Source organism: Celeribacter marinus, from assembly GCF_965656515.1.
Lineage (GTDB): Bacteria > Pseudomonadota > Alphaproteobacteria > Rhodobacterales > Rhodobacteraceae > Celeribacter > Celeribacter marinus_D.
In genome coordinates this window covers 1-20420 of sequence record NZ_CBFHKW010000027.1, presented here as the reverse complement: position 1 = coordinate 20420, position 20420 = coordinate 1, and the positions used below count along the sequence as shown (strand labels likewise).

Annotated in this window: 25 protein-coding genes; 15 read left to right on the top strand and 10 right to left on the bottom strand. The window is 54.2% G+C overall.

Annotation, left to right across the window (positions count from 1 at the left end; all coding sequences use genetic code 11):
- Complete coding sequence (gene fliK, locus ACTG34_RS07910) at positions 1-1611, bottom strand: flagellar hook-length control protein FliK (RefSeq protein WP_439104407.1); 1611 nt, start codon at positions 1609-1611, stop codon at positions 1-3.
- Positions 1612-1723: 112 nt separating this feature from the next.
- Between fliK and ACTG34_RS07905 the strand changes: the two genes are divergently transcribed.
- The 6 genes from ACTG34_RS07905 to ACTG34_RS07880 all read left to right on the top strand — a co-directional run bounded on the left by ACTG34_RS07905 (position 1724) and on the right by ACTG34_RS07880 (position 5568).
- A complete protein-coding gene (locus ACTG34_RS07905) occupies positions 1724-1999 on the top strand; it encodes a rod-binding protein (protein WP_439104406.1) in 276 nt (91 codons plus the stop codon).
- Positions 1999-2352 carry a flagellar protein FlgN gene (locus ACTG34_RS07900; protein WP_062217922.1) on the top strand — a complete coding sequence of 118 codons (354 nt, stop codon included), beginning with the start codon at positions 1999-2001 and terminating at the stop codon, positions 2350-2352. The genes ACTG34_RS07905 and ACTG34_RS07900 overlap by 1 nt, the downstream gene beginning before the upstream one ends.
- Before the next feature lie 222 nt (positions 2353-2574).
- Entirely contained in the window at positions 2575-3906 is a 1332-nt protein-coding gene (locus tag ACTG34_RS07895) for a flagellin N-terminal helical domain-containing protein (RefSeq protein WP_439104405.1), read from the top strand.
- 89 nt (positions 3907-3995) lie between these two features.
- Positions 3996-4373, top strand: coding sequence for a flagellar biosynthesis regulator FlaF (flaF, locus tag ACTG34_RS07890; protein WP_439104404.1), 378 nt, complete (start codon positions 3996-3998; stop codon positions 4371-4373).
- Positions 4370-4777, top strand: a complete 408-nt coding sequence (flbT, locus tag ACTG34_RS07885) for a flagellar biosynthesis repressor FlbT (protein WP_062217932.1) — start codon at positions 4370-4372, stop codon at positions 4775-4777. The genes flaF and flbT overlap by 4 nt, the downstream gene beginning before the upstream one ends.
- Positions 4774-5568: a DUF1217 domain-containing protein gene (locus ACTG34_RS07880; protein WP_439104403.1), complete on the top strand. Its 795-nt coding sequence runs from the start codon at positions 4774-4776 to the stop codon at positions 5566-5568. The genes flbT and ACTG34_RS07880 overlap by 4 nt, the downstream gene beginning before the upstream one ends.
- A 1-nt stretch (position 5569) precedes the next feature.
- Here ACTG34_RS07880 and ACTG34_RS07875 read toward each other — a convergent pair whose 3' ends face one another.
- Positions 5570-6895, bottom strand: a complete 1326-nt coding sequence (locus ACTG34_RS07875; RefSeq protein ID WP_439104402.1) for a FliI/YscN family ATPase — start codon at positions 6893-6895, stop codon at positions 5570-5572.
- An 81-nt stretch (positions 6896-6976) separates the two neighbouring features.
- Between ACTG34_RS07875 and ACTG34_RS07870 the strand changes: the two genes are divergently transcribed.
- Genes ACTG34_RS07870 through ACTG34_RS07830 form a run of 9 tightly spaced genes read left to right on the top strand, consistent with a single transcriptional unit; the run spans position 6977 to position 11555 of the window.
- On the top strand, positions 6977-7366 hold the full coding sequence (locus ACTG34_RS07870; RefSeq protein WP_342843155.1) for a FlgB family protein: 390 nt from the start codon (positions 6977-6979) through the stop codon (positions 7364-7366).
- Between the two features lie 11 nt (positions 7367-7377).
- Positions 7378-7770 (top strand): flagellar basal body rod protein FlgC, encoded by a 393-nt coding sequence (gene flgC / locus ACTG34_RS07865; RefSeq protein WP_439104401.1) that lies wholly within the window; start codon positions 7378-7380, stop codon positions 7768-7770.
- 20 nt (positions 7771-7790) lie between these two features.
- A complete protein-coding gene (gene fliE / locus ACTG34_RS07860) occupies positions 7791-8087 on the top strand; it encodes a flagellar hook-basal body complex protein FliE (RefSeq protein WP_439104400.1) in 297 nt (98 codons plus the stop codon).
- Positions 8088-8357: a flagellar biosynthetic protein FliQ gene (locus tag ACTG34_RS07855; protein WP_439104421.1), complete on the top strand. Its 270-nt coding sequence runs from the start codon at positions 8088-8090 to the stop codon at positions 8355-8357.
- Positions 8357-9073 carry a flagellar hook-basal body complex protein gene (locus tag ACTG34_RS07850; protein ID WP_439104399.1) on the top strand — a complete coding sequence of 239 codons (717 nt, stop codon included), beginning with the start codon at positions 8357-8359 and terminating at the stop codon, positions 9071-9073. Before ACTG34_RS07855 ends, ACTG34_RS07850 begins: the two co-directional genes overlap by 1 nt.
- A gap of 12 nt (positions 9074-9085) precedes the next feature.
- Complete coding sequence (gene flgG, locus ACTG34_RS07845; RefSeq protein ID WP_062217957.1) at positions 9086-9871, top strand: flagellar basal-body rod protein FlgG; 786 nt, start codon at positions 9086-9088, stop codon at positions 9869-9871.
- Entirely contained in the window at positions 9868-10308 is a 441-nt protein-coding gene (gene flgA / locus ACTG34_RS07840) for a flagellar basal body P-ring formation chaperone FlgA (protein WP_439104398.1), read from the top strand. The genes flgG and flgA overlap by 4 nt, the downstream gene beginning before the upstream one ends.
- 8 nt (positions 10309-10316) lie before the next feature.
- Positions 10317-11042: a flagellar basal body L-ring protein FlgH gene (gene flgH / locus ACTG34_RS07835; RefSeq protein ID WP_439104397.1), complete on the top strand. Its 726-nt coding sequence runs from the start codon at positions 10317-10319 to the stop codon at positions 11040-11042.
- Between the two features lie 12 nt (positions 11043-11054).
- Positions 11055-11555: a flagellar basal body-associated FliL family protein gene (locus ACTG34_RS07830; RefSeq protein WP_439104396.1), complete on the top strand. Its 501-nt coding sequence runs from the start codon at positions 11055-11057 to the stop codon at positions 11553-11555.
- A 1-nt stretch (position 11556) separates the two neighbouring features.
- Here ACTG34_RS07830 and ACTG34_RS07825 read toward each other — a convergent pair whose 3' ends face one another.
- The 8 genes from ACTG34_RS07825 to ACTG34_RS07790 all read right to left on the bottom strand — a co-directional run bounded on the left by ACTG34_RS07825 (position 11557) and on the right by ACTG34_RS07790 (position 20287).
- Positions 11557-11925 carry a hypothetical protein gene (locus tag ACTG34_RS07825; protein ID WP_439104395.1) on the bottom strand — a complete coding sequence of 123 codons (369 nt, stop codon included), beginning with the start codon at positions 11923-11925 and terminating at the stop codon, positions 11557-11559.
- On the bottom strand, positions 11922-13016 hold the full coding sequence (locus ACTG34_RS07820; protein ID WP_439104394.1) for an EscU/YscU/HrcU family type III secretion system export apparatus switch protein: 1095 nt from the start codon (positions 13014-13016) through the stop codon (positions 11922-11924). Before ACTG34_RS07820 ends, ACTG34_RS07825 begins: the two co-directional genes overlap by 4 nt.
- A complete protein-coding gene (locus tag ACTG34_RS07815; protein WP_439104393.1) occupies positions 13016-13789 on the bottom strand; it encodes a flagellar biosynthetic protein FliR in 774 nt (257 codons plus the stop codon). Before ACTG34_RS07815 ends, ACTG34_RS07820 begins: the two co-directional genes overlap by 1 nt.
- Positions 13789-15861 carry a flagellar biosynthesis protein FlhA gene (gene flhA, locus ACTG34_RS07810; RefSeq protein WP_439104420.1) on the bottom strand — a complete coding sequence of 691 codons (2073 nt, stop codon included), beginning with the start codon at positions 15859-15861 and terminating at the stop codon, positions 13789-13791. Before flhA ends, ACTG34_RS07815 begins: the two co-directional genes overlap by 1 nt.
- Positions 15862-16073: 212 nt before the next feature.
- The gene (locus tag ACTG34_RS07805) at positions 16074-18284 is read right to left on the bottom strand and encodes a hypothetical protein (protein WP_439104392.1); all 2211 of its coding nucleotides are present in this window, start codon (positions 18282-18284) and stop codon (positions 16074-16076) included.
- On the bottom strand, positions 18281-19150 hold the full coding sequence (gene motA / locus ACTG34_RS07800; RefSeq protein WP_439104391.1) for a flagellar motor stator protein MotA: 870 nt from the start codon (positions 19148-19150) through the stop codon (positions 18281-18283). Before motA ends, ACTG34_RS07805 begins: the two co-directional genes overlap by 4 nt.
- A 70-nt stretch (positions 19151-19220) precedes the next feature.
- Positions 19221-19853, bottom strand: coding sequence for a MotE family protein (locus ACTG34_RS07795; protein WP_439104390.1), 633 nt, complete (start codon positions 19851-19853; stop codon positions 19221-19223).
- Positions 19850-20287, bottom strand: coding sequence for a hypothetical protein (locus tag ACTG34_RS07790; RefSeq protein WP_439104389.1), 438 nt, complete (start codon positions 20285-20287; stop codon positions 19850-19852). The genes ACTG34_RS07795 and ACTG34_RS07790 overlap by 4 nt, the downstream gene beginning before the upstream one ends.
- Positions 20288-20420: the final 133 nt, after the last annotated feature.

Here is a 20420-nt window from a genome sequence, read left to right as displayed (position 1 = left end):
TTAGAGTCTAATATCAACGCGGGCATTCTCGCTTAGCGAGACGCGGTGGGGCTGAACGGTGGTGGCTGCGATATCGGCATCGCGCAAATCGTGTTGATCTGTTGTGGAGCCACTTGAATCGCCACGTCCGTTATTGGCCGATGCGTCTCCTTGGCCGCCATGTTGAAATTCAAAGCTGCTGCCCTCGTACCCCATCGCCGCGAAATCTTGTTGAAGGGTGTGAATGTTTCGGCGCATCAAATCTGCGGTTTCGGTCCGATCAGCCTGAACAACGACCGTCATCGCGCCCGTTTCCGAGACTTGAAATGTAAGCCGGACACGGCCCAATTCCTCAGGCGTTAGGGTAATCTCCACAGGACGATCGGGGAGTTGCCGCGCCGCTTCGGCAATTTGTCCGGCAATATGAGCGGGCAATTCTGTGCGCTGTATCTGTGCGACATTCGACGCCTGCGCCACCTCACGCGTAACCGTGCCCAACACACCCTCCGTTCTGAAATCGACCATCTCGGATGGGTCGACGACCTCAGCCTTTAAATCCACTGCGGTTTGAATATGCGCATAAGCAAGTGCAGCTTTTGGTGTGGCTTGATTTGTGTCTGACGCCACTGACGCCTGTGGTTTTGACCCCTCAAAGGTGCGATCGGCCAAAACGTCTTGCACACTATCTCCGACAGTCACATCCGCCATTGGGGACATGTTTGGCGTGCTCACACCCGCCTTCTCCGCCTTAGGCAGCGCACCAGATCCAAACCCTGATAAAGCCGTCACATCAGGCGTTTGCGAGTCAGACCTCGACACGTCCACGGTAGTCTCACCTGTAATATGTTGCGCGACCAACGGCGTCTCTTCCTGCGTCCGAATCTGCGCTGGCAGGCTCACACCAACAGCCCGCGGTTCGGCAACTTTGGGCACTTCAGACGCTACCACTTCTTGTGTTTGCGCCGCATTGTCGGTCGCCAAACGCGGCGTAGCCATCGGCACATCCCCCGCACCCGAACCAACAGGCGATTGCATCACCTCGCGTGTCGCCACCTCACTCGTTAGCGTCTCTAATCCGGCTCCACGCTCAACCGTGGCTGCGGCGGCTTGTGTCGTGAACGGACCCTCGCCCCCGTCATCGGCCACCACGTCAACCTTGCCTGATGTCGATGCCACCTCCGGACCCGCCTTTTGCGGTTGCGTGGCGTCCGCCGCGTCCAACGCGTTCTGATCGGTATCAAACGGACCTGCAATCCCGCGTGTCGCTACGTCTGGGACGATGGGCGTATCGTCACCCACCACCATATCCACAACGGGCAATTCGGATGGGCTCACATCGCTTGCCACCTCACCTGTCTTGGCCGCGCCCAACAAGAATCCATGCCGCAGATCAGTCATGGCGTGACCTCTTGGCGCCGCTACCAAATTAGCAGCCTCACCCACAACGACCGTCAGTTGATCAGCCAAAGGTGTGACCTCATCCTCGCGTGGTGTCGCCTCATCGGCTTGCGCAATAACATCATCAAAAGATTTGTCCTCAGCCGCTTGCTTCGGCGTTCCAGCGTTGTCGGCTTTGCGTCGGTCTATCGTCGGCTCCGCGGCGGGCGCGCGCGTCAGTGTTGGCATCTGCATTTCTTGCATCCGTTTTTAACATGTTCGCGCCACTATGCATTGGGTTGGTTACCGCTTCTTTACCGTCAGCGGGTATCCATAAAAAAATTACATTGAATTGGAGACAACCGGCATGGACGTATCTGGCTCACTTTCGCCCGCCCCCAAAACACCCGATCAGATGCGCACAGATCAACTGCGCGATGCATCGCAAAAACTCGAAGCGGGCTTTTTAGCTGAAATGCTCAAAGCATCGGGATTCGGTAAAACGCCCGACGCCTTCGGTGGCGGCACGGGCGAGGACCAATTCACGTCCTTTCTCGTTCAGGCGCAGGCGGAGAAACTCGTCGAAGCAGGCGGTATCGGGTTAGCCAAACACATATTCCAAGCATTAGTGGAGAAAGAATAATGTCATTTTTTGATCGCTTTCGCGCCGCCAAAACCATGGCCGCGATTTATGACCGCGAATACGCCGCCATCCTCAAACAAGACTACGACACCCTTGTCCGCCTTGCCCCGCGAAAGGCGCAAACCCTCACGGCCCTCACACATGAGGACGTGTCGCCAGATGAATTGACGCGCCTGCAAAACCTCGCCGCGCGCAATCAGCGACTGTTGGAGGCCACGTCAAAAGGAATCAGATCCGTGACCGATCGTCTGGCCGCCCTAAAGGAGCGAAAACCCGAGTTTCAGACATACGGGCCAGGGGGACAGGTCGCCCCAATGACACCCAAATCATTAACCATGAAGAGAAACTCATGACGGTTTGCCCAATTTTTGCCTCAAATTGAGAACAACTTTGAGGGGCGCCTTAGGACACTATTAGTCTTTAGGCCTCAAATCTCAGAGTGCACCCGAGGGGGTGGCACGGTCGGACGTAAAACGTCTGACTGTAACGCGTCAGAATGACAGTCCTGAAACGCCAGATCGGCGATTATTGAAACTTACGGCGCAAAACGCGCCAACAGATCAAAGGAAAATGCTATGTCCAGCATTCTGACTAACAACGGCGCAATGGTTGCGCTCCAGACTCTCAAATCCATCAACAACGACCTGTCTTCGACGCAGAGCCAGATTTCGACTGGTAAGTCGGTTGCAACTGCAAAAGACAACGCCTCCGTTTGGGCGATCTCCAAAGTGATGGAATCGGACGTCAAAGGCTTCCAAGGGATTTCTGATAGCCTTGCCCTAGGCCAATCTACACTCGCCGTTGCCGCAAGCGCATCCGAAACCGTGACCGACCTTTTGACTGACATCAAAGGCAAGATTGTTGCAGCACAAGAAGAGAACGTTGACCGCGAAAAAATCCAGACGGACATCACGGCACTGACCGAACAGATCAAGTCTGTCGTGGGCGCCGCACAGTTCAACGGCCTCAACCTCATTGATGGAACGTCTACTGACGACCTGAAGATTCTATCGTCACTTGATCGCGCCGCAGATGGATCAGTTTCAGCATCTAACATCTCCGTAGGGCGTCAGAACCTCTCCGTAACCGCTCCAACTTCCTCGGCATCCTTTGGTGCAGGCGCACCAGCTGACCAGGCCGCGGGTAACGCCATGATCCAGGCGGGTACGGATGACACCGACTTTGCCGGCACAGCATATGACGGTACAAACGAGACGTCGACAATTACTGCCTCTGGCGGCACTTTGACATTTGATATCGGCGCTGTTGAAGAGGGTTCCAGTTTTCGCGTTATTCTCGATGATGTGACAGTAAACGTTGCTGGTGGCGGAACCAGTACTGGTCAACGGACCTTCGAATACGTTGCTTCGGCCAGCGATGGTACCGGTGACGTCGCTGCAAACCTAGCCAGCCAAATCAGCGCGTTCTTTGGTGCTGCAACCAACTCAACAGATGGTTACGAAGTCGCTCAAGGCACTGGAACGAACGCTAATCAGCTTACGATTACAAACGGTTCTGACACGGAGATGAAAGTCTTCACCGAAGCGGCAACGGGTGGCACGGCAGGTTCGTCCGCATCTAGCGGTGGCCTTGGTGCGTTGTCGCAAATCGACGTGACAAGTGATTCGGGTGCCACGGGTGCGTTGGCTGCAATCGATGGCCTGATTTCACAATCCGTTGACGCATCCGCCGCATTTGGTTCGGCCCAAGGACGCCTTGAGACTCAGTCGTCATTCATCTCCAACCTGACGGACTCGTTGAAATCAGGGATCGGTTCAATGGTTGACGCGGACATGGAAGAGGCATCAGCACGCTTGCAGGCCCTTCAGGTCCAACAGCAGCTCGGTGTTCAATCGTTGTCCATCGCCAATCAGGCGCCGCAATCTATCCTATCGCTCTTCCGCTAAGGGCACAGGCTGGGGCGTCAAAAATGACGCCCCAGTTCCATCGCGGAAAACCCGCGCTATAGATTTCATTGTCACCGGAAGGATCCGACGTGAACGCTTTGAATATGGCCCGAACGGCCTACACCAACACCGCCGCCCCGATCAGAACCGCGCGCGGCACCGAATACGCCGCCTTCGCGCGCATCTCGGCGCAACTCAAACAAACATCGCAAAACAAGAAATTGGAATTTCCAAAGTTTGTAACCGCGCTCAACCACAATCGTCGATTGTGGACATTGCTGGCCTCGGATGTCGCCGATAGCGACAATGCGTTGCCCAAAGAACTCCGTGCACAAATCTTTTATCTCGCCGAGTTTGTCATCCATCACACGGCTAAAGTTTTGGCAGGAAAAGCAGACGAAGAGGCGCTTCTCGACGTCAACCGCTCGATTATGCGCGGACTACAAGGCGAAGGAGCGCAGCTATGAGTGGATTGGTTTTAAAACTGGGGCCGAAAGAACGCGTGCTGATCAACGGTGCGGTCATTGAAAACGGTGATCGGCGGTCACGTCTTTCGATCATGACGCCGAATGCCAACATCCTGCGGCTTCGCGATGCGATTCACCCCGAAGAGGTCAACACGCCCGTGCGCCGTATTTGCTACATCGCACAGCTTGTTTTGTCTGGAGATGCGGATGCCACGGATGCAAAGCATCAACTCTTTCGCGGCATCGAACAATTGAGTCAGGTGCTCACCGACACTGACAGCCGCAAGTTGCTTGATCTCGCCACCGAGGCTGTTCAAACCGATCAGTTCTATCAGGCGCTGAAATCGTTGCGTAGCCTCCTCCCCCGCGAAGAGCGGCTATTGTCGACGCGCGATTTACAATGAGCTTTCAACCTGTAGTCCCATTCGGAGGGTACTCCGGATGGGCCTTTCTCAATCGCACCAAAGATGCCCAAATGGAAACCTTTCGCGGATCTGCGGATATCCAAAGGGACGTCGACTATTTCAAAGAGAACATCGGCAAGGTGAAAACCGCCGAAGACCTCGTTTCTGATCGCACTTTGAGAAAAGTGGTTCTAGGGGCCTTCGACCTCGACGGTGATATTGATAATATTTACTTCATACAAAAGGTGCTGTCTGACGGCATTTTGGATGACGGTGCGCTTGCAAATAAGCTAAGCGATACACGCTATTATGACATGGCCAAAGCATTCGGGTTCGACCTGAGCGTTCCCAACACAGTCATGAGTACATTTCCCGACGAAATCGCCGCTAAATTCGAAGAACAGCAATTCGAAATTGCCGTTGGAGACCAGGATTCCAACATGCGGCTCGCAATGTCGCTTGACCGCGAGCTATCTAAAATAGCTGACAAATCGACAACGGACAACGGACGTTGGTATTCCGTTATGGGCAATACGGCGGTGCGCAGCGCGCTTGAAACCGCGCTCGGCCTACCGTCATCTTTGGGTAGTTTGGACCTCGATCAACAACTCTCAGAGTTTCGGGAAAAAACCGAACGTTATTTTGGAAGCACCGAAGTTTCACAGTTCTCTGATCCCGATGCGCGGCAGGAAATGCTGCGCCTGTTTTTGGTGCGCGCGGACATTCAATCGTCTCGCACGCAATACTCGTCCGCCGCGAACGCACTCACTTTGCTGTCTGGCTCCTACTAACTCAGGCCAAAGTCGTTCCACTGAGACATTTTGCAAGCTGAGCAAAGCTTTCGTTCGTGCCCTCGCGCCCCGATGCGGCTAGAAATTTGTCAAGTTCAGGCCAAATCGCAACCGCCTTATCAAGTCGCTCATCACTGCCTTTAGTATACAAGCCCGCTTGGATCATCATTTCGGACCGCTCGTAGGTTCCAAGGTAGCTACGCGCATCGCGAATCATCACATTTTCCTCATCAGATGCCGCCTCCGGAAGCGCGCGGGACACGGAGCGGAGCAAATCAATCGCTGGGAATCGCCCGCGCTCGGCAATTTCGCGACTGAGAACCACGTGCCCGTCCAATACCCCGCGCAAGATATCAGCAATCGGTTCATCCATGTCTGACCCCGCCACCAAAACGGTAAATACGGCTGTTATATCACCCGCCGTTTCCGGACCCGGCCCCGCGCGTTCACAAAGAGACGTAATCAAATGCGATGTGGAGGGAGGAAACCCGCGCAACGAACTGGGTTCGCCGGTGGCCAATGCGATTTCCCGATGTGCCTCGGCAAACCGCGTGACAGAATCAGCTAAAAATAACACCTGTTTGCCTTGATCCCTGAAATGCTCAGCCACAGCCATCGCCGTCCATGCACAACGGCGGCGCACCAATGGTGCCTGATCCGAGGTCGCCGCGACAATAACAGTACGCTTCATCCCCTCAGGGCCAAGCACGCGTTCAATGAACTCGCGCACTTCGCGGCCCCGCTCCCCAATCATGGCCAAGACCACCACGTCCGCCTGCAAACCCGTTGCCAGCTTTGCCAAAAGCGTGGATTTCCCGACCCCGGATCCCGCGAAAAGCCCAATCCGTTGCCCACGAACAATCGGAAGCAACGTGTTGAACACCGCTAATCCGGTCTCAAGACGCGCGCCCAAACCGCGGCGCTCCGTCGGCGTAGGCGCCGCCGCACGCAGCGCGCGTGTGGTATCGCCGCGCAAAATCGGCTTTCCATCAATCGCTTTGCCAAACGGATCGACCACGCGGCCGATCCAACTGTCATCAGGGGCGATTTCATTTTTACCGATATGCGCCACAGGATCACCGAACGACAATCCATCCGTACCACCATCGGCAAGAACAGTGATCGTATGCGCGTGAAGCTGCAAAACTTCGCCGCGCCGCACAGTTGCGCCATGCCCGATTTCGACCAAATCACCGATGGCGGCCGCATCCGTTAGCCCCGTCACCGTCAAAACGCCACGCGCAGCCTCGACAACGCGTCCGATAGAATACGCCGCGCTGACTGATGCGATCTCCGCTTTCAATTGATCCAGACCGATCCGTTTCATCACGTCCTCCATGTTCTGAAACCCTTTCTAAAGGAATCACGGTTAAGCCTTGGTTGACACGAAGTCGCGGGAGAAGCCCCGATGTTTGAAAATCTGGATATTTTTCGCCTCACAAGCGGATTAGCTCGCCATTCCACTGCGCGCCAAGAATTGGTTGCAAAGAATGTGGCGAACGCAGACACGCCCGGCTATCGGGCGCGTGACACTGTGACGTTTTCGGATGCCTTTCAGGCGTCGGAGGGCGCAGGACAACTGCGCGCAACACGCACAGGTCATGTCACGAACACTGGCGCACATTCCCCTCTTCTTGAGACGACCGATTCACCCGACCCGTCATCGCCCAACGGCAACACGGTCTCGCTTGAAACGGAAATGATGAAAGCGGCGCAAACCCGACACCAGCATGAGCTAGCACTCAGTGTTTACAAAAGCTCGATGTCGATTTTACGCGCATCCATTGGGAAACGGTGAGGATATAATTGATGACTGACCTAACACAAACTCTCTCCTTGTCCGCATCAGGGATGAAGGCGCAAGCAAACCGGCTGCGCCACGTCTCCGAGAACATCGCGAACGCCGACACCCCTGGTTACCATCGCAAGACAGTATCCTTTGAGGCGGAGATGCAGAACGGACAAAAGACAGGTGGCGTGGAAACCGGCCCTGTCGAATTGGATCGCAGCGCCCTCAACCGTGTTTTCGACCCGGGAAACCCTATGGCCGATGACCAAGGGTTCTACGACGGATCAAATGTAGACCTGATGTTCGAAGTCGCGGATGCCCGTGAAGCCCAACGCAGTTACGAGGCGAATCTCAAAATGTTCGATCAGGCGCGACAGATGTCGTCGTCGTTGCTCGAACTGCTGCGCCGTTAAATTAAAGGAAGGTAACCAGAATGGATATCCGCTCCACGATCGCAAACCAAGGCTATGCAGCGACCAAGCCCGCCACATCTCCAAGGGCCGATCCCAACGCAGGCATGCAAGGCAATTCCTTTGTCGATGCAACCAAGTCGTTCGCACAAACGCTGTCCGAAAGCGAGGAAATCGCAAAGGCGGCCCTCGTCGGGCAGGCAGACAGTCAAGCCCTCGTTATGGCATTGGCACAGTCCGAACTGGCCGTCGAAACGGTCGTAACAGTCCGCGACAAGGTCGTCGAAGCCTACCAAGAAATTCTACGGATGCCGGTGTAAATCATGGATGAAATCATCTTTTATGACACATTGCGCCAAGGTCTTTGGATGTCGGTGGTGATCTCCACCCCCATTCTTTTGGTCGCCCTCGTCACGGGTGTCGGTGTTGGTCTGTTCCAAGCACTGACGAGCATTCAAGAAATGACACTGACGTTTGTGCCTAAACTGGGTGCAATCCTGATCGTGTTCTGGATGTCGATGGGGTTCATGACTGAAAGCCTGATCGCCTTTTTCCAAGAGCGTCTCATTCCAATGATTGGAGGCTTTTGATGGATAGCGCTGGATATACCGTTCTCACCCGTCTTTCGGGTCTCAAGAACGAGCTTCAGGCCATTGCAAACAACGTGGCCAACGCATCGACAACGGGCTTTCGCAAAGAGGGGCTTATTTTCTCTGAATACATCTCCGCGCTTGAACCGGGCGAGCCGTCTTTGTCGATGGCAAGCGGTGACGTCCGCCATACCAGTGACGCGCAGGGGCCATTGACCCCAACGGGCGGGACGTTTGATTTGGCAATTGAAGGTGACGGGTTTTTCCTCATTGAAACTCCACAGGGCGAGGCGCTCACCCGCGCCGGAGCGTTCACACCCAATGATCAAGGCGAGCTGACAACCCATGACGGTTACAGGTTGCTCGACAACGGCGGGGCCGCCATTTTCATTCCGCCAGATGCAAAATCCGTTGCGGTTGCTGCGGACGGCACAATGTCCGCCGATGGTTTGCCGGTTGCTCAAATTGGCCTCTATTTGCCCACCGACCCCAATTCGCTCAATCGCCAAGACGGAGTTCGGTTTTACACCGAGGGCGGCGTCGAACCCTATGAGGGTGCCGCAATTTTGCAGGGATATGTTGAAAACTCCAACGTGAATCCGATCACGGAAATCACCCGCATGATCGAGGTTCAGCACGCCTATACGATGGGCCAGAAATTTTCCGAGCAAGAAGATGAACGCATTCGCGGTGTCATCTCAACGCTTGGCCGTTAAAGGAGATCGATCATGAGAGCTCTTAAAATCGCCGCAACTGGCATGAGTGCGCAGCAAATGCGCGTGGAAACCATTTCGCAAAACCTCGCGAACATGAACACTACGGGCTACAACGCGCGCCGCGCCGAGTTTTCCGATCTTCACTACCAACAAATGGCGCGCCCGGGGACTATCAATGCCGCGGACGGTACGGTGTTACCAACCGGTGTGCAGCTTGGCCTTGGTGTGCGGCCCTCATCGGTGACGGTGCAACTGGCCCAAGGATCGCTATCCCAAACGAACGGCGACTTGGATATTGCAATCGAAGGTAAGGGATATTTCGAGGTCGCACTCCCCTCCGGTCAATCCGCGTATTCGCGAGACGGGACACTCAAACGATCCGCAGACGGGTTAATTGTGACATCAGAGGGCTTTGCCCTAGTGCCCAATATCACCATTCCGGATGATGCGCGCTCGATCTCCATTAACGCCGAAGGGGAGGTTTATGCCTACTTCAACGACCGCATAGAACCCGAATTGCTCGGACAACTCACCTTGGCCGGTTTTAGCAACTCCAAAGGTTTGGAAGCTATCGGATCGAACATGTTCCTCGAAAGCCCCGCATCTGGCCCCGCCATTGTCTCCATTCCCGGAACTGACGGATTGGGCACATTGAGACAGGGCTATCTAGAGGACAGCTCTGTTGACGCCGTGCGAGAAGTCACTGAATTGATCGAGGCCCAGCGCGGCTATGAGCTCAATGCAAAAGTGATCACTGCTGCCGATCAGATGCTATCGGCCACGAGCAATATTCGATGATCCGTTTTGCAATCATAGCCTTGGTCGCAACCCTCGCCCTACCCGCAAGCGCGCATGCAGACACCTTGGTCGCGGCGCGAAACATTCGTGCTCAAACGCTCCTGTCAGCCGACGATTTGAAAGTGGTCGGGGGCGACATCGCAGGGACGCTCATTTCAGTTGAGGAAGCCGTGGGCCTTGAGGCAAAGGGGATGCTCTACGCGGGTCGACCCATCCGCATCACGGACGTTGGCGCCCCAGCGCTGATAGAGCGCAATGCAATTGTACCGCTCCATTTCACGCAGGGATCACTCACTATTTCGGCGGACGCAAGATCGCTTAGTCGTGCGGGCATCGGAGACACGGTGCGCGTTATGAACCTGTCATCAAAAACTATTGTCACCGGCATCGTCGGACCAAATGGCGCCGTCCATGTCGGCCGTCTCACAACTCAATGAGGGAAGCAATGAAACCCATCACAGCATCAATCGCCTTTGTGGCCCTTTGCGCCTGTTCACCGCTAGAGGAAGTTGGCCGTTTGCCTGACTTCAAACCTATTCAGGAATCCTCCGAAGCCTCTGCCATGATGAACCCTGGACTGCCGATGCATGTTGAAAAGACAACGCCGCTGGACGGCGCCTCTTTATGGACCGCGTCACGTCAGTCTTTGTTGGGTGACCGGCGCGCCATTGAACGCGGTGACATCCTCACAGTGGTTATCGAAATCGACGAGAGCGCCGAAATTTCGAACAATAGCTCACGCGGTCGTTCAGGGTCCGAAAGTATGGGCATTGATGGTCTGCTTGGTATCCCCGAACGCGTCAACGAAATTCTGCCCGAAGGCGCAACAATGGCAAACGCTGTCGGCACCTCCAGCAACTCGTCATCGTCTGGCTCCGGCTCCGTTCGGCGCAATGAAAAACTACAGCTGATGGTCGCGGCGACGATCCTTGATGTGCTGCCCAACGGCGTATTGCGCATCTCGGGATCCCAAGAGGTCAGGGTCAATTATGAAATCCGTGAACTGTTGGTCGAGGGCTACGTCAGACCCGAAGACATTTCGCGCAAGAATGAAATCACATATGAAAAAATTGCATCCGCACGCATTTCTTATGGCGGGCGCGGCCAGATCTCTCAAATGCAACAACCGCGATACGGCCAACAAATTGCCGATATCCTTCTTCCGTTCTAACGGAGCACGATGATGGGAAAACTCATACCAATCCTGCTTGCGCTCGTCGGTCTTGGACTAGGTGTCGGGGGCGGGCTTATGTTGCGCCCTGCGCCCGAAGCGGCCGAACTGGGACCATGCGGCGAGGATCCAAATGCGCCTCAGCATTCGGATGATGCAGCTCCGGAGACACCCGAGGAGGCGGTCGTTTTTGACTACGTCAAACTCAACAACCAATTCGTCATTCCGGACATGGAAGAGGGACAGGTGTCCGCAATGATTGTTCTTTCAATCAGTCTGGAAACCCTACCAAATGCGCGCGAGAAAATTTACGCGCAGGAACCCAAATTGCGCGATGCCTTTTTGCAAGTTCTGTTTGATCATGCCAACATCGGTGGGTTCAAAGGCTCCTTTACCGAGAGCACCAAAATGCAAAGCCTGCGCGCCTCGCTTTTGGAAGTCGCCAGTGCGATTTTAGGAGACGATATTGAAAGCGTGCTTGTGACGGATATCGTTCGTCAAGATGTAGGATAGGCTACGGTTTAGACGCGCTCTTTTTTGCAAGGGCTTTGAGAGCTTCAACCTTACCAAAGGCGCGGCGCGTAAGTTCAAATTGAACTTCGCGCCGTTCTGCTATCGTCGCCATATCACGCAAAACGCGGCGCCGTTCGTCACTCAGCCATGCCGTCCACTTTGCATCTGCGCCACCGCGCATCGCTGAATCAAAATCGTCTACGCTTTGCATTTGCGCGCTGCGTTGTTTTGCGGAGTCTGTAAGTGCATCCAGACGGCTTTGAAATGACACCTCTTCCGCTCGAATTTGAGCCAATCGCCCAAGCTCCAATGTCAGTGTCACTTGAGCCACGTCTTTGAGTTGCTCGATCTTTCTTGTCTTTTGCGTCACAGTCCAACACTCCGTTTGGCGCGCATCTTTTTGCGCATCTCTTCGGCAAACCGGATGGACGCGGCAACGGCCGGATAGTGTTCGGGCCAGATTTCTTGTCCGAGATCGACACCCGCATAAATAGCGCGCGCGGTGGGCGGATCGCGGTGGATCGGAATGTCATGTTCGGCGGCAATTTCGCGAATGGTCGCGGCAATTTCGTCAACACCCTTGGCCACACAGACCGGCGCACCACCGAGCATCCGGTCCCATTTCAAAGCAACGGCGTAATGGGTCGGGTTGACGATAATGACATCGGCCTTGGGAACCTCTTTCATCATTTGGTTCATTGCTATTTCATATGCTTTTTGGCGCCGCTTTTGCTTCATATGTGGATCGCCATCCTGATCCTTTGCCTCGTCACGCATCTCTTTATGAGACATGCGATTTTTCCGTAGGTGTTCGTTGACCTGAAACAGGTAGTCCACACCGCCGATGACGATTGAGATCGCCAAGACAATTGCAAAGAATCCCAACCCCAATTGCAAAAGCTCAACGGTAATCATGCCGGGGCTCAACGACATCGTCGACACCATTTCCGGCAGCTTCGACCAGAGGTATATCCCAACCACAATCGAATAGATCGACAGCTTGAAAAAGCTCTTGGCGAATTCGAAAATACCCGCGCGGCCAAACTTGTTCTTCGCGTTGGAGATCAGAGAAATTTTTGACATCTTCGGCTCAATGCGATCGGTCGCAAATACGAGTGACTGGGTAGCAAAAAGAGTCGCCACAACAAAGGCCGCGGGGATCAGAAACCACGGGATGAGCGAGATAAGGATTTCGCCCATAAGCCCCCCACCCCACGCAGATCCGGAGCCGTCAAACCACGCATCACTCAACAGATCAACGTTTTCCAAAACTCCGTACATCACGTTGCCCGTGGATTGCAGGGCCGCCCCCCCAATGGCCATCGCCGTGACAACAAATCCCAAATATGCCGAGGCCGTCGCCACATCTGTGGATCGCGGAATTTCGCCTCGTTTTCGCGCATCATCCAGTTTCTTTTGGGATGGCTCGTGTTGCTTATCACTATCATCATCGTCCGCCATCAGAATATCCCGAGCGGATTTTGAATCGTGCGATAGAAATGATTGATCCAGATTTCGAGCAACAGCGGCGCGGTCAGGAATAACAAGATCAAGCCACCCAACGTAATTGCGGGCGCGCCGACAAGAGCGACCATAAGCTGTGGCATAGCTCTATTGATGACACCCAAAGCCGTGTTGTAGATCACTGACGCGATCAAGAACGGGCCAGAAAACGAAAACGCCAATGCAAACGCATGTGCCACATGCCCGACCATTAGCAATGACAGATCACGCGGGTCTGGAAACTTCCCCGCGGGGAATAAATCATACGACTGGATGAGCAACAAAGCGATGCGTTCATGCAGGCCAAGAGTAACCGCCAACGCCAATCCAGCCGTAAACAATATATGTCCCATCGCGGGCTGTGCATCGACCGCACCACCGCCAAACAGTTGTGACAACGATGTCGACTGGGAAATGATCGTACCTGCAATTTGAAGCGCCATAACACTCAAACGCACTATAATGCCGATGGTTAATCCGGATACGACCTCTGCCAACATGGATGGGCCCAACACCACGAGAGATGTATTAAGTATGAGTGGATCGATCGCCACCGCAGGAAAAACAATTGCCGTGAATGCCAATGTCAGGGCCAATCGAACCCGTACCGAAACCGTTTGCTCGCCAAAGGCAGGCAAAACAGCCATGGCCGCCCCCACCCGCACAAACACCAAAAACGCGGCGATGAGCGCCGGTTGTGACATTTGAGACAGGGTTTCTAGGTACTCCATTACGCAGGGACCAAACCGACCAATGACGGGCGCGCATCTACGCCGATTTCATCGAAGGAAAACACAGGGTTTTGGATGCCCTGCGCCGACAATACCGTCCGGATAAAACGGCGGCGCGGCGTTGACGTAACAACCGCAGGATATATCCCGTTTTCTCCTGCCTTTGCGATGCGATCAGCCATCGCTTTGGCCAGTTTATTGAATTGGTCGGGCGGCAACGCAATATCGCCGTGCCCGCGTTCATTTTCGATTTGATAGGATGAGAACGTTTGTTCCCATTCCGGTGCGAGTTGCAACAAAGGCAACGTTCCATCATCGCGGCGGATTTCCGAAATAATTTGAAACCCCAATCGTTGACGAACGTGCTCGCATACGCTTTCGGGGGTCGCGTGCGCGCCACGCGCCTCAGCAATTGATTCAAGAATGAGCGGCATATTGCGAATTGAAACACGCTCGTCCAACAACAGGCGCAGCACAGATAGCAACATGTCCATCGGAACCTTATCGGGTATCAAATCATCAATAAGGCGCTGATTGGCGTCCGCGCGCGTGCGATCCGACAGGTTCGTCATTTCATCAAGAATACGGCGCAAGGATTTCATTGTGAGCAGGCGCGAAAAACTACGTTTGACGACTTCCAAAAGGTGGGTCGCCAACACCTCCGTGGGCGTCACAACCGTACAGCCCTGCATCGCGTAATCGTCTTTTGCACTTTGCTCGATCCACCGTGCGGGCGCGCCGTACACTGGCTCCGCCACATCCTCGCCCAATGGCAACCCCGCCTCGCCGCCCCCCAAAAGTGCGAGAACTTTTTCCTGACGTAGGGTGTCCGTCACTTGCTGGACCCCTTGCACGCGCACAACATATCGTCCCGACGGCAAAGATGGATCATCGGTCAAGCGGATCTCGGGTAGGATCAACCCAAATGATGTCGCGACATGGTTGCGCATATTGGTGATGCGCGCATCAATCCCCGTCTGCGGGTCAAGGACCATAGGAATAAGATCAGCGGCAAATTCGACATGAATTTCGTCGAGATCAAGGATATCACCGAGCGACTCACTGCGCTCTGGCTGTGCAGCTTCGTCGGTTTTCGCGGTCTCTTTTCCCAAATCATCCGCGCGCTTTTTCACGACCCAACCAGCCCACGCCAATCCAATCGCGCCGATAATGAACGGCACAAATGGCAATCCAGGCACAAAGGCAAAAAGCGCTAGTAAAATGGCAACGGTGAACAAAGCTGGCGGGTAACGTCCCAGCTGCGCAAAAAGCGCCATGTCGACCGGACCGTTTGCCCCACCTTTTGCCAACAACAATGCGGCGGCAATTGAGATGATCACAGAGGGAATTTGGCTCACAAGCCCGTCGCCGACCGTCAAAATAGAATAGGTTTCAAAGGCTTCGCCAATTGGCATCCCTTTGGATACGACACCGATCACTAGCCCCATGACCAAATTCATCATGGTTATCAAAAGGCCCGCAACCGCATCGCCTTTCACAAATTTCGACGCACCGTCCAATGAGCCAAAGAATGTGGTTTCGGCCAATTCGCGTTCACGGCGTTCTTTGGCTTCCGCGTGGGTAATCGCGCCCGCAGACATGTCGGCATCAATCGCCAATTGTTTGCCGGGCATCCCATCCAACGCAAAGCGCGCGCCAACCTCGGCCATGCGTCCCGCACCTTTGGTGATAACCATGAAGTTCACGATCAAGAGTACGATAAAGACCACAAGGCCAAGTATAACCGAGCCACCCATCACAAAGTTAGCGAAGCCCTCGATCACATGTCCAGCCGCAGAGGTGCCTGTGTGACCCTGCCCGATAATGAGCTTTGTCGACGAGACGTTTAGGGACAAACGCAGCATCAAACTGGCGAGTAAAACAGTGGGGAACGCCGAGAAATCTAGCGGGCGTTCAGCAAACAAAGTTACGGTAAAGATCAAAATGGCCAAGGCAAAACTCGCGGCCAAGCCGACATCGAGCATCCACGAGGGCATTGGCAAAACCATCATGACAATCACTGTCATTAGGGCCAAGGCGAGCAAAATGGTCGGGCTAAACATAGACTTCATGGAAAAATTCACGCGCGCATCTCCTGCGCCTGACGCATTGACGCGTCGATCGCATGAGATCCGTATTCACACATCTGCGCTGGCGTCACCGCCGGACACCATGCGCAAGGGCACCTATTTTGCATTTTGCATCACCAGAAATTCTTTCTTTGGTAACCCTGTTGTAGCGCCACGAGCGTTTACAAATGGTAACCACGGTCGCGGATCGACCGCTATTTTGAAAGAAGGTCTAAAACGGATTCCCGCTTTGATTTGATATCCGTCAGGAGCGTTTCTAATTCGACCAAATCCGGCGCGCGCGGCGTCTCGGTCAAGATAGATGGCTGCGCCACAACAGCCTTGGCGAGGGTCGCGTAGCTTGGGTTTTCAGACGTTAGCAGTTCTGTCCAATCTCCGGACACCAAGGCGCGATGATCGTCCGAAGCACTCTCGCCTTGAGACTCTGGCATGACGTTTCCGAGGCGTTGGGCGGCATCGTCGAACCCGAGGTCATAAAGCCGCGTCGAAACACCCCCCAACGATGCATCGTCCTTCATGTGCGCCTCCATGAAATCGATGTTCCTAAAGACTGCTTTCAAAAAGACATCATCGGACTGGGAGTCTATCGACTCGGCCAAGGCGAGTTTGCGCAAATCAACCGCGGCCTCCTCAGAGACGCGTTTGGCAGTTTCAGCCAACTTGAGTTGCGCAAGTGCACGATCAATGTCGCCTGTCAAAATACGCGCTACAATAGACGCCTCGACAAGCGCCTCTTCGAGGTCGTGATGACGGTATTCGACGGCGATCGTTTCGGCCGTATCGGCCACTTGGACCGTGACAGGCGCGTCTTTTTCTCGTTGGGCCTTTACGAAATCTATCAGCGTTTGCGGCTTTTCATGCGAATGATTTTCCACAACCTCCAAGACGAGTTCGTCGGATCTCTCATGGTCATTTTGACTTTCCGCGATCGACGCATCCATCAAAAGAACATCCGTCCCCTCAAGTGGCGCGGTACGTGTGAACACGCTTTTGATCTGCGCGGCGGTCTGCGTATCGCCAATCTCCGCAAATCGACGCGCAAGGTCGGGACCAATGGCACGGCGTAGATGATGAGGTAGAACATTGAAGGCAGCTATAATTGCGGCACGATTATAATCTTGGCCTTTGGACAGCGATTGTGTTGCCATGACACTCCACAAAGACGCGGCTGTATCACAGCTTTGCTGATCCAAAAGAGGCCCAGGTTCATCCGCATAACTTTCCTCAAATATCTCAGCAAGAACCAACAAAAGCGGTAAATCCGGATCTTCCTCCGGCAGAAATTTGAGGACAGACTTTGCCTCGGCGCCATAGGTGAGAAACAGGTAATAGCGCGCAAGATCCAAAACGCCCTCCTGGCGCGGCGCATCCAATTCATCAATCAATTGCGCCCGCAATCGCGGAAGCTCGAATTCCTCATCGAGCGGCAATCCCCACGTAGCCATATCAAGGCGGGTCGTCGCGATACATTCGCCCCCGTCCACGGCAAAATTTCGCCGCGTTTTTTCAGACGCTTGCTGCGCACGATCTGTGGCGGACTCAATTTTCAAATGGGAGTCAGTTTCGGTGGACCCCGCAGGTTGCGCGATATCAACGTCGACAGGCGTGTCAGGCTCCACATCATCACCTTGCGCCTCCTCGATGATGCGTTCGGTCTTGTCCACATCGGGAAGGGCTGGCACCAAAAGCCCATCGGCCGACGCCCGCCCAATTTGTTGGATCAGGTTTTGTTCCAACTGCCGCACGAATTCATCACGATCGAATTTAGTCGTGGCCAAGTCGCCCAAATCAGCACCCGTGATGTTCTCGGGTTTCGGCTCGTCTGGTAGCGGAACCCTATCTGCAACATCGCCAATTTGCGTTCGACCAAACCGGCCGAGACCCGCGAAATCGAATTCGCCTTTGCTTGACCTTTCAACCGTTGGTGTTGGTGTTGGTGTTGGTGTTGGCGCATCTGCGGCGGGCTCACTGTTTTGCGCAACCGGCGGCGCCGGCGCAACATCTGTGAGAAATGGTTCAAGAGCCACCTCATACTCGGACTTCGGATCGGGGTCGCCATCCTTTATATCGATCACAATCTGACCATCGCGTAGCTCGAAAACATCTGCGTGATAGGTCTCGGCAATGCGCACCTGAAGACGCCCGCGATCCATCGGCGTTACTTGCGTAATTCTATCTCTCGTCATCCGCACAAAGACGTTGGACGCGTCAAACGTCAGATCATCGATTCCCGACCGAAATTCATAGGCATCGCCCGATTTCCCAAACGTCCATTTTGTGCCCGACGGAAGATCAACCACCAACCGCGAAAACCCCGCATGATCAGCCGAACGCAATGTAACCGTTTGCGCATGAGCACAAACGGTTGAAATCGCCAAGAACAGGACGGTGAGCGCTCGGATCATGCCGCCTCCGTCTTCACATCTTTGAGCGCCTCTTCCAACTCCGAAAAACTGGGGCGGTGGTGGCCGGGTGTGTTTTGCCGACCGACCTCGATACAGATATTGGTCGCGTGGTTGTGCAGATTGGCCACCAACACTTCGCGAATAAGCTGATAGAAATGGCCATCCTCCTCTATCACACTTTGCATTTTTGCAGAAAACGGCCCGACCAAACCGTAGGCCAAGAACACTCCTAAAAACGTACCAACAAGCGCGCCACCAATCATTTTACCAAGAATTTCAGGTGGTTGATCGATTGATGCCATAGTCTTGATCACACCCAGAACGGCGGCCACAATCCCCAGCGCGGGCAAGCCATCACCAATGGCGGCCATCGCATGCGGCGAGTGCAAGGCATGAGTCAGGTTTGCTTCAATCCGCTTTTCCAACACCTCCTCAACTTGATGAGGGTCGTCATAGTTCATCGACGCCGACCGCAGTGTATCGCAAATAAGAGCAATGGCCTCTTTATCGGCCAGAATTTTAGGGTATTTGGTGAAAATGTTTGACTCATCGGGCGCCTCAACGTGCTCTTCCAATCCGACCGGATTTTGGCGCGCCAAACGGATTAGTTCAAACAACAGACACAACAAATCTTTGTAGTCATCATGTTTCCATTTCGATCCCTTAAAAACCTTTCCCATGTCTTTCAGGGTGTGTTTGACTCCCGCCATATCGTTAGAGATGAGAAAGGCACCCGCAGCCGCGCCACCAATCATCATAAATTCGAAAGGCAGCGCCTTTAGGATGATGCCCATCTTGCCGCCCGCCAAGATGTAGCCGCCAAAAACCATGACGAAGATAACCAGAATACCAACGATACCAATCATGTGTTCAATGCCTGCCTAAATTTTGATTTCATCCGCAATCTGACATGGAAGTCTTAAGATTCCGCTGTCGTCACTCGCTTGGTGCGTTGGCATTTCGTCCAGCCAAAATCACAGATACCGTGTAGGCAAATTCTGGCGGTAGTCCGGCCATGATTTCACCCGCGGCATCCGCGCGCATACGACCCAAAAATCCAGCGGCAAAGTCCGGTGCCATAGCTTGGAATAGAGCCGCCGCGTCTTTTGACTTCATGCTTTCATACACGGATGTAAGACGCGCAAGATCATCTTCGGCTGCGGTATTGGAAACAGCCATAGTTGCGGCCAATCTCGATTCGGCGATTTCCAACGCCTTGAAACTTTCTTCAATCTCCACGCGCGCGACGTCGACAACGGCAAGTTTTTCTTCGATTTCGAGTTCTTTTTGCGCCACAGAATCCTCACGTTGCCGCAACGCAGTGATCAACGTCTCCAGATCCTCATCAACCATGCATGCGAGCGGGTCGACCGGTGCCACCACGGGCGTTTCGCTTTGGCTCAAATCAGCAACCTCTTTGGCGATCGCGGCGCCTGTTCCCGAAAAAACCCGCACACTCGCAGACGCAAACAAGACGGCGGACAACAGAAAAAGTGCGCCACGCCCCGCCTTTAAGGATCGCCTTTTCACCTTGGGCTTGGCCTCTTTTCTTTGCTTTTCCTTGGTCATTCTGCGGCCTCCATTCGGGCGCGACGACTAGAGAAAAAGGCCTCTGATACAACCTGACCAGAATCATCGCCGCTATGCATCACGGGCTCATCCGCGCGCGGAGCCACAGGTGTGGGGGCCGCGGCCTGCGCCATTGGCGGGGGGGCAACATCGGGAAGATCGTGCATGGATGCGATCAATAATTCCAACCGCTTGGCCGTCTGTTCGGATTTTTGATTGAGATCCTGAAGCCGCACTGCGGACCCGGACGCAGATTTTTGCGCAATGGTCAGCGTTTTGGTCATGTCGTCGACCTGAACGGATAGAACGGCGATGGCGCCCCCCATTCCCTTCTCTAAATTGGTAAAGCTGCGCAAACGGCGCGAGAGTACCATGCAATAGATGGCTACAGACAACGTGCCACAAATCATCAAGATGTCAGCGATAAGTTCCATTTTCACATCCCTAGTTAATTACAAATTCCATGATGAGCACATCACGAACACGCTCTTCTCCTGCGGCGATTTTCATGCGCCTCAGCATCTGAGATCGAAGGCGGATAAGGGCCGTCGGATCTTCGAGTTCGTA

Coding starts and splice junctions, on each gene's coding strand:
- fliK (WP_439104407.1), bottom strand. CDS start 1,611: ATGCAGATGCCAACACTGACGCGCGCGCCCGCCGCGGAGCCGACGATA.
- ACTG34_RS07905 (WP_439104406.1), top strand. CDS start 1,724: ATGGACGTATCTGGCTCACTTTCGCCCGCCCCCAAAACACCCGATCAG.
- ACTG34_RS07900 (WP_062217922.1), top strand. CDS start 1,999: ATGTCATTTTTTGATCGCTTTCGCGCCGCCAAAACCATGGCCGCGATT.
- ACTG34_RS07895 (WP_439104405.1), top strand. CDS start 2,575: ATGTCCAGCATTCTGACTAACAACGGCGCAATGGTTGCGCTCCAGACT.
- flbT (WP_062217932.1), top strand. CDS start 4,370: ATGAGTGGATTGGTTTTAAAACTGGGGCCGAAAGAACGCGTGCTGATC.
- ACTG34_RS07880 (WP_439104403.1), top strand. CDS start 4,774: ATGAGCTTTCAACCTGTAGTCCCATTCGGAGGGTACTCCGGATGGGCC.
- ACTG34_RS07875 (WP_439104402.1), bottom strand. CDS start 6,895: ATGAAACGGATCGGTCTGGATCAATTGAAAGCGGAGATCGCATCAGTC.
- ACTG34_RS07870 (WP_342843155.1), top strand. CDS start 6,977: ATGTTTGAAAATCTGGATATTTTTCGCCTCACAAGCGGATTAGCTCGC.
- flgC (WP_439104401.1), top strand. CDS start 7,378: ATGACTGACCTAACACAAACTCTCTCCTTGTCCGCATCAGGGATGAAG.
- fliE (WP_439104400.1), top strand. CDS start 7,791: ATGGATATCCGCTCCACGATCGCAAACCAAGGCTATGCAGCGACCAAG.
- ACTG34_RS07850 (WP_439104399.1), top strand. CDS start 8,357: ATGGATAGCGCTGGATATACCGTTCTCACCCGTCTTTCGGGTCTCAAG.
- flgG (WP_062217957.1), top strand. CDS start 9,086: ATGAGAGCTCTTAAAATCGCCGCAACTGGCATGAGTGCGCAGCAAATG.
- flgA (WP_439104398.1), top strand. CDS start 9,868: ATGATCCGTTTTGCAATCATAGCCTTGGTCGCAACCCTCGCCCTACCC.
- flgH (WP_439104397.1), top strand. CDS start 10,317: ATGAAACCCATCACAGCATCAATCGCCTTTGTGGCCCTTTGCGCCTGT.
- ACTG34_RS07830 (WP_439104396.1), top strand. CDS start 11,055: ATGGGAAAACTCATACCAATCCTGCTTGCGCTCGTCGGTCTTGGACTA.
- ACTG34_RS07820 (WP_439104394.1), bottom strand. CDS start 13,016: ATGGCGGACGATGATGATAGTGATAAGCAACACGAGCCATCCCAAAAG.
- ACTG34_RS07815 (WP_439104393.1), bottom strand. CDS start 13,789: ATGGAGTACCTAGAAACCCTGTCTCAAATGTCACAACCGGCGCTCATC.
- flhA (WP_439104420.1), bottom strand. CDS start 15,861: ATGAAGTCTATGTTTAGCCCGACCATTTTGCTCGCCTTGGCCCTAATG.
- ACTG34_RS07805 (WP_439104392.1), bottom strand. CDS start 18,284: ATGATCCGAGCGCTCACCGTCCTGTTCTTGGCGATTTCAACCGTTTGT.
- motA (WP_439104391.1), bottom strand. CDS start 19,150: ATGATTGGTATCGTTGGTATTCTGGTTATCTTCGTCATGGTTTTTGGC.
- ACTG34_RS07795 (WP_439104390.1), bottom strand. CDS start 19,853: ATGACCAAGGAAAAGCAAAGAAAAGAGGCCAAGCCCAAGGTGAAAAGG.
- ACTG34_RS07790 (WP_439104389.1), bottom strand. CDS start 20,287: ATGGAACTTATCGCTGACATCTTGATGATTTGTGGCACGTTGTCTGTA.